Here is a 6,923-nt window from a genome sequence, read left to right as displayed (position 1 = left end):
AGCTTGCCGAACTGACGCGGGCTCAGCCCGGTGAACGGGGCTATCCAGGAGGGCTCCGACGCCGTGATCACACCAGACACAGCAAGATCATCTCATCCGTGACCAGCAGTTACGGGACAGCCCTTAGAAAGGCAGTTCGTCGGCTTCCAACGGCTCTGAGTACCCACGTACCCAGTGGCCGGGGAGGGCGGTGCAGAGCGACTCCAGGTCGGCGAACGTACTTCCCCGAACGTGCAGCCAGCTGTGGTCACTCAGCCCGTCGAGCCGCAAGAGCTTCCCCGGCGCGGAGAACCAGCACACGGGTGACTCTTCCTTCCCCGTCCACATCGGGTACTCGGGAAAGTTCACCGGCGCGAACCGGCTCGGCAGCTCTCGAATCAGGCTGGCGGGAAGTTCGCAGGCGTTGTAGAGCCGTCCTTCGCTGCCAAGCAGCGTCTCGCTGAGTACCAGCTCGACACAGGCCAGGGAGACCCGCTCCAGGAAGCGGACCCAACCATCCCGTGACTGGACGAACACCGGCGGATCGTCCTGACCGAGGTCCCGCCGCCGTACTCCCCAGAAAGCGCACCCCTGGTTCTCGCTGCGGAAGACGAGCACTCCACCGAACTCGTCGTGCACGAACAGCTCAGAAGGGCGCAGCAGCGGGTCCTGGTTGCCGGTGAGGTCGTGACGCGCACCGAGAAGCGAGTACGCCTCGCGCAGCGCGGTCGGCAGCGCGAGCCCCAGCGTCTCCTCGGCTCGCTCCAGCTCCTCCGGTCGCGTACCCGCGCTGTCGGCGAGCGGCTCCGCCCACGCTGCGGCAAAGTCCCGAACGAAGGCCCAGGCTCGCGCCCTGTCGGGTATCCCACCCTGCAGAGCTTGAGCCACATCGAACTCGTCAACCATGCGGTGGACCGTACAGGCCGGCCAGCTTCGCCGGGACTCCGCCAGGTCGTTTGACAGAACCACTGGGACTCGCCACATCTACTGAGAACGGACACTGACACCGGTCGCACATCCGCGGAACGTGGCGTGGCGCACTTTTGCAAGCGGCTGCTTGCAAAAGTTAGCGGGGGTGCGGCACTGTAGAGGCATGGCATCGCTCAACGTCGGCAATCTCGGTGAGTACCTGCGCGAACAGCGGCGCAACGCGCAGCTGTCGCTCAGGCAGCTCGCCGACGCCGCCGGGGTGTCCAATCCGTATCTGAGCCAGATCGAGCGCGGGCTGCGCAAGCCGAGCGCGGAGGTGCTGCAGCAGGTCGCCAAGGCGCTGCGGATCTCCGCCGAGACGCTGTACGTGCGCGCCGGCATCCTCGACGCCGAGCGGGACCGGGACGAGATCGAGACGCGCGCCGTCATACTCGCCGATCCCACGCTCAACGAGCGGCAGAAACAGGTGCTGCTCCAGATCTACGAGTCGTTCCGCAAGGAGAACGGATTCGAGGTCGCCCAGCCGGTGGACGAGGACGATCAGGGCACTCGGGACGCGGCGGACACGCGCGGCGAGATACGCGTCGTTCAGGACCCCGTCCAGGACCCCCTCCAGGAAACCCTCCGGGACGTGGTTCAGGACACCGACAGCCCCGGCCCCCGCACGGCCGACGGCAGTGATGCCGGTCCGCGGCAGACGGCCGGTTGACCCGGTGGCCGGTGTGATCCCGCGGCCGGGAGAGACGGCCGGATCGCCGGCCGAACCACTGGTCGGATCGCCGGCCGAACCGTTGCGGACCAACCCAAAAACCCTCAGCTGAAAGACAACACGGGAGGACCATCGTCATGGCCATCACCGACGACCTGCGCAAGACCCTCAGCGACCCGACGCCGTTCTACTTCGCGGCCGGCACCGCCGACCTGGCCCTCCAGCAGGCCAAGAAGGTGCCGGCCCTCGTGGAGCAGCTGCGCGTCGAGGCCCCGGCCCGTATCGAGGCCGTTCGTACCGCCGACCGCAAGGCGGTCCAGGAGAAGGCCACCGCCCGGGTCAAGGAGACCCAGGAGAAGGCGAGCGCTCGCGTCAAGGAGACGCAGGAGACCTTCCAGACCAAGGTCACCGAGATCATCGGCACCCTCGACACCGACCTGAAGAAGCTCGGCGAGACCGCCCAGGACCTCGCGCTGCGTGGTGTCGGCGTCGCCGCCGAGTACGCCGTGAAGGCACGGGAGACCTACGAGAAGGTCGCCGAGCACGGCGAGCAGGCCGTGAAGACCTGGCGCGGTGAGGCCGCCGAGGAGATCGAGGAGCTCGCGGTCGCCGTCGAGCCCAACGCGGAGCCCGTCGAGGTCGAGCTCAAGGAGGAGGACAAGCCGGGCGCCGCGCCCACCGCCTCCGCCAAGAAGCCCGCCGCGAAGAAGGCCCCGGCCAGGAAGCCGGCCCCGGCCGCGAAGAAGACCACGCCCCCTGCGAAGTAAGGCGAAGCGGGCGAAGTCACCGGGAACAGCGGGAACAGCGGGACGCGAACGGGTCGGGCACCTTTGGGGTGTGCGGCCCGTTCTCCGGGTACGGTGGCCGTAAGACGACTCGACCGGGTGGTGGGCATTGTGCTGTTGACGGCATTCGATGGCTTCCTGTCGCTGCTGACCCTCGCCATGTTGCTGCTCGCGGTGGCGGCGCTGGTGATGGCCGCGATCGCGCGGGATGACGCGTACCGAGCCGCCGACAAGCAGAGCAAGATGTTCTGGCTGATCATCCTGGGCGTCACGGTCGCGGTGAACCTGTTCGTGCCGATGCTCTTCCTGCAGATCGCGGGCGTCATCGCGACGATCGTCTTCTTCGTCGACGTACGCCCCGCGCTGCGTCAGGTCTCCGGCGGCGGTCGTGGCCGGGGCTCCAGCAGCGACGGTCCGTACGGGCCGTACAACGGCGGTCGGTGACCCGGCCGCACGAACGGGCGCCGGTGGGACGCCGGTGACCCCCGCCGGTTCCTCTAGCTTCCCTGGTTCCCGTAGCTTCCCTGGTTCCCGCGGTTCAGCAGAAGCACCGCCACATCATCCGTCAACTCGCCGCCGTTGAGGGCTCGGACCTCGTTCACCGCGGACTGGAGCAGTTCCTCGCCCTGGAGGCCCTGGGTGAGCAGACGGCGGATCAGGGCGACCAGCCCCTCCTGGCCGAGGCGTTCCCGGCCCTCGCCGACACGGCCCTCGATCAGGCCGTCCGTGTAGAGCATCAGACTCCACGCACCGCCCAGCTCGATCTGTGTACGCGGCCAGCGGGCGTGCGGCAGCAGGCCGAGGGCGGGGCCGTTGTTGTCGTACGGCAGCAGCTCGGCCACCGGGGTGATCCCGTTGCCTCCGGGGCGGGCGATCAGCGGGGACGGGTGGCCGGCCAGGCAGAGGCCCGCGCTGCGGCCGTCCGGCGCGATGTCGACCGTGCACAGCGTCGCGAAGATCTCGTCGTTCTCCCGCTCGTGCTCCAGGACCTGCTGCAGGGTGGAGAGCAGCTGGTCCCCGCACAGACCGGCGAACGTCAGCGCCCGCCAGGCGATCCGCAGCTCCACGCCGAGTGCCGCCTCGTCGGGCCCGTGCCCGCAGACGTCGCCGATCATGGCGTGCACGGTTCCGTCGGGGGTGCGGACCGTGTCGTAGAAGTCGCCGCCGAGGAGGGCGCGGGAGCGGCCCGGACGATAGCGGGCGGCGAAGCGGAGCGAGGAGCCCTCCAGCAGAGGGGTCGGGAGGAGTCCGCGTTCCAGCCGCGCGTTCTCCTGCGCGCGCAGCCTGGACTCGGTGAGCCGGCGTTCGGCCCTGTCGGAACGTTTCCTCTCCACCGCGTAGCGGATGGCCCTGCTCAGCAGACGGCCGTCCAGTTCGTCCCGGAAGAGGTAGTCCTGGGCGCCCACGCGTACGGCCTCGGCACCGCGTCCGGCGTCGTGGGAGCCGGTGAGGGCGAGGACGGCGTGCCGGGGCGCGAGACGCAGGACGTGCTTCAGCACGGCGAGTTCGTCGTTCCCGCCGGGCCCGCCGGTGCCGCCGCCGTTGCCCTCGCCGGACCGGCCCGGGGCCGGCAGCGCGAGGTCGAGCAGGATGCAGTTGACGTCGTCGGTGAGGAGCCGCTCGGCCTCGGTGAGGTTGCGGGCGGTACGGACGCGGATCGGCTTGCCCGCGGAGTCCAGCAGTTCGGGCACGCTGAGCGAACCCGCGGGGTCGTCCCCGATCAGCAGCACGGTCAGGTTGGTCGTGCTGCCCGAGTGGCCGGGATGCTTGGGGTTGCCGGGGTGCTTGGAGTTGCCGAGGTACTTGGGGTTGCCGTTGCCGTCGGGGCTGTCGGCAGAGGCCGCGGGAGTGGTGTTCAGGTGCGCCCCCTCTCCGGACGGGATGACGGGCGGGCCGCCGGGAGGGCCGCCGAAGGGGCCTGTGGACGGGCCACTGGGTGCGGACACGGCGTGCGCCTGACCACCTTCCACGGCTGGGATCGCTCTCTGCCGCGGTATGGGTACGGGCATTGACTTGGGTTCCTTCCCTCCCCCGAGGGCACGGTGGGGCGACGGGACCTCGACCCACCGACGGGGACCATAGCGGTAGGCGCCGCCGCAACGGAATGGGCTGCGGGGTGCGCACAGGCAAAACGGCCACCGTCATATGCCACATCCCCTACCGCATGTGGACACGAGTGACTCCATCTCGGATGACGAATGTCACGCCTGTGAGGTTGAGTGGCGGGCGCAACCGTGGCGAGGGTCACGTCGGTGAGTCAGGAGACGGGTGTGATTCTCCGTTTTGCTCACCTTCGTTGGAGTTCGCGGCCGTTGGCCCGGTGAGTCTGTTTCATGCGCCCACGGCTCAAGGTGCGGCGCTCGCGCCTCACACGTCCGGCCGTACAACCCCCAGGATCGGCATGGAGCCCGCGCCCGCGATCGTCACCGTCCGGCCGGGGCGGGGGGCGTGGACCATGGCGCCGTCACCGATGTACATCGCCACATGGCTGGCGTCGGCGTTGTAGATGATCAGGTCGCCGGGGCGCATGTCCTTGATCTCGATGTGCTTGAGCTGCTTCCACTGCTCCTGGGAGGTGCGCGGGATGCCCGTCCCCGCGGAGGCCCAGGCCTGGGAGGTGAGCCCGGAGCAGTCGTACGTCCCGGGGCCCTCGGCGCCCCACTCGTACGGCTTGCCGATCTGGTCCGTCGCGAACTTCACGGCCTTCTTGCCCCGCGCGGACGACTTGCCGTTGATCTCGTCCAGCACGCCCGAGCCGAGCCACTCCGTCTGCGCGTCGTAGGCGGCCTGCTCCTCCAGCTTCGTCAGCCGCTCGAGCTCCTCCTTCTCCAGCTGCGACTCCACCTCCTCGGCGGCGGCGATCTGCTTCTTGATCTCCTTCTTGGCCTTGGCCTTGGCCTTCCGGTTGGCCTCCAGCTTCTCCCACTGCGCGGAGGCGTCCTGGGCGTACTGCTCCAGGTCCTGCTGCGTCCGCTCCTTCGCGGCGAGCAGGCCCTTGGACGCGTGCTGCCCCTGGCGCACACGGCCGGCGCCGTCGAGGAACTCCTGCGGGTTCTCGCTGAGCCAGAGCTGGACCTCGGGCGGCAGGCCGCCGCCGCGGTACTGGGCGCGGGCCGCGGCGCCTATGAGGTCCTTCAGTTCCGCCAGCTTCTTCTTGCCCCGGACGATCTCCCGGGCCAGTTCGACGATTTCGGCGGACTGCTTCTCGGCGTCCTCCTCGGCCGCGTTGTACGCGTCCGTGGCCACCGCCGCGTCGTGGTACAGCTCGTCCAGCTTCTTCCGGACGGCCTCAAGGTCCTTGTTGCTCACGGGCGTTGAGCCGGTGGAGCTCGGTGACGGTGCGGGGTCGGGTTTCGCCGGGCTCGCGTAGGCCGTGCCCGGTGCGCCCAGCACGGTGACCGCGCAGACCAGGGCCACGGCCGCCGTGACCAGGCTCCGCTTGCCCGTTCCCATACCCCTGCCCCCAACCTGATTAACCGTCAGTAACTTCTAGACGCCTGGTGGATCGTGCCATGTCGTGGCGCAATACGACAGAGGTGAGCACGAACTCCCTCCCCGTCACAGGCTTCCCGCATGACGATCTCCCCGCCTTTTGTGACGAACGACTCATGGAGTGCGTTCCCGCAGGCCGGGGGAACGGTGTGACGCGGGCGCATTCTCGGGGGCCGTGTGCGGGCTTGTGCGGTCGCGTGAGGTGGTGCGGGGCGGTACGGGGGGCGCTCGTCGGGCCCGCTCAACAGCGCGGCGCCAGCGCCTCCCACGCCACTGTGACCTCGCCCTGGCGCCAGCGGGAGACACCGTCCCGAACCGGCCAGTCGGCGGCCAGGGTGTGGACCGTACGGATCCAGCGCTGGCGGGCGCCGTACGAGGCGTAGGGAGCCGCGGCCGCCCAGGCGCGGTCGAAGTCGCGGAGGAAGGTGTGCACCGCCTCGCCGGGGACATTGCGGTGGATGAGGGCCTTCGGGAGCCGCTCGGCGAGGTCGGACGGGCGCTCCAGGGAGCCGAGGCGGGTGGCGAACGTGACCGTACGGGGGCCCTCCGGGCCGAGGGCGACCCAGACATGGCGGCGGCCGATCTCGTCGCATGTGCCCTCGACCAGCAGACCGCCCCGCGAGGCGCCCGTCGCCGGGGCGAGCCGGGCCCGGAGGCGTTCCCAGACCTCGGCCACCTCGTCCTCGTCGTACTGGCGCAGGACGTTGGCCGCGCGGATCAGGGTGGGCCGGCCCTCCACCGGCACCTCGAAGCCACCGTGCCGGAAGCGCAGCCCCTCCCGTTCGTACGGCCGCGCGGCCACCACCCGGGCCGGGTCTATCTCCACGCCGACCACGCGGGTGCGGGGAGCGGCCGTACGCAGCCGCCGGAGCAGCTCGACCGCGGTCCAGGGGGCCGCGCCGTACCCGAGGTCGATCGCCACGGGGTGCGCCGCGCGGCGCAGTTCGGCGCCGTGGGCCGCCGTGATCCAGCGGTCCATGCGGCGCAGGCGGTTGGGGTTGGTGGTCCCGCGTGTCACGGTGCCCAGG

General features: G+C 70.0%; 7 protein-coding genes and 1 pseudogene. 3 read left to right on the top strand and 5 right to left on the bottom strand.

Annotated elements, in window-relative coordinates; translation table 11 throughout:
* Both FNH04_RS38415 and FNH04_RS38410 read right to left on the bottom strand, forming a co-directional pair.
* Positions 1 to 80 (bottom strand): annotated as a pseudogene (locus FNH04_RS38415) (IS5/IS1182 family transposase); the annotation flags it as partial.
* A 43-nt stretch (positions 81 to 123) separates the two neighbouring features.
* Positions 124 to 885 carry an SMI1/KNR4 family protein gene (locus FNH04_RS38410; protein WP_152790515.1) on the bottom strand — a complete coding sequence of 254 codons (762 nt, stop codon included), beginning with the start codon at positions 883 to 885 and terminating at the stop codon, positions 124 to 126.
* Positions 886 to 1,072: 187 nt separating this feature from the next.
* On the opposite strand from FNH04_RS38410, the gene FNH04_RS38405 reads away from it, so the two are divergent.
* From FNH04_RS38405 to FNH04_RS38395, 3 genes are all read left to right on the top strand, one after another.
* Positions 1,073 to 1,618 carry a helix-turn-helix domain-containing protein gene (locus FNH04_RS38405; protein ID WP_152790513.1) on the top strand — a complete coding sequence of 182 codons (546 nt, stop codon included), beginning with the start codon at positions 1,073 to 1,075 and terminating at the stop codon, positions 1,616 to 1,618.
* A gap of 137 nt (positions 1,619 to 1,755) precedes the next feature.
* A complete protein-coding gene (locus FNH04_RS38400; RefSeq protein WP_152790511.1) occupies positions 1,756 to 2,385 on the top strand; it encodes a hypothetical protein in 630 nt (209 codons plus the stop codon).
* 129 nt (positions 2,386 to 2,514) lie between these two features.
* Complete coding sequence (locus FNH04_RS38395) at positions 2,515 to 2,847, top strand: DUF2516 family protein (RefSeq protein WP_322725088.1); 333 nt, start codon at positions 2,515 to 2,517, stop codon at positions 2,845 to 2,847.
* A gap of 53 nt (positions 2,848 to 2,900) precedes the next feature.
* Here the strand turns inward: FNH04_RS38395 and FNH04_RS38390 are convergent, their stop codons facing one another.
* From FNH04_RS38390 to FNH04_RS38380, 3 genes are all read right to left on the bottom strand, one after another.
* Positions 2,901 to 4,412 (bottom strand): PP2C family protein-serine/threonine phosphatase, encoded by a 1,512-nt coding sequence (locus FNH04_RS38390; protein ID WP_152790517.1) that lies wholly within the window; start codon positions 4,410 to 4,412, stop codon positions 2,901 to 2,903.
* A gap of 358 nt (positions 4,413 to 4,770) precedes the next feature.
* Positions 4,771 to 5,856: a C40 family peptidase gene (locus FNH04_RS38385; protein ID WP_152790507.1), complete on the bottom strand. Its 1,086-nt coding sequence runs from the start codon at positions 5,854 to 5,856 to the stop codon at positions 4,771 to 4,773.
* A 280-nt stretch (positions 5,857 to 6,136) separates the two neighbouring features.
* Positions 6,137 to 6,922, bottom strand: coding sequence for a class I SAM-dependent methyltransferase (locus FNH04_RS38380; RefSeq protein ID WP_152790505.1), 786 nt, complete (start codon positions 6,920 to 6,922; stop codon positions 6,137 to 6,139).
* Position 6,923: the final 1 nt, after the last annotated feature.

Source organism: Streptomyces phyllanthi, assembly GCF_009377205.1.
In the GTDB taxonomy this organism is placed as follows: domain Bacteria; phylum Actinomycetota; class Actinomycetes; order Streptomycetales; family Streptomycetaceae; genus Streptomyces; species Streptomyces phyllanthi.
This window is presented reverse-complemented; position numbering and strand designations above follow the sequence as displayed.

Bases quoted from the DNA above. Each gene is read 5' to 3' on its own strand.
- FNH04_RS38410 (WP_152790515.1), bottom strand. From the start codon at position 885: ATGGTTGACGAGTTCGATGTGGCTCAAGCTCTGCAGGGTGGGATACCC.
- FNH04_RS38405 (WP_152790513.1), top strand. From the start codon at position 1,073: ATGGCATCGCTCAACGTCGGCAATCTCGGTGAGTACCTGCGCGAACAG.
- FNH04_RS38400 (WP_152790511.1), top strand. From the start codon at position 1,756: ATGGCCATCACCGACGACCTGCGCAAGACCCTCAGCGACCCGACGCCG.
- FNH04_RS38390 (WP_152790517.1), bottom strand. From the start codon at position 4,412: ATGCCCGTACCCATACCGCGGCAGAGAGCGATCCCAGCCGTGGAAGGT.
- FNH04_RS38385 (WP_152790507.1), bottom strand. From the start codon at position 5,856: ATGGGAACGGGCAAGCGGAGCCTGGTCACGGCGGCCGTGGCCCTGGTC.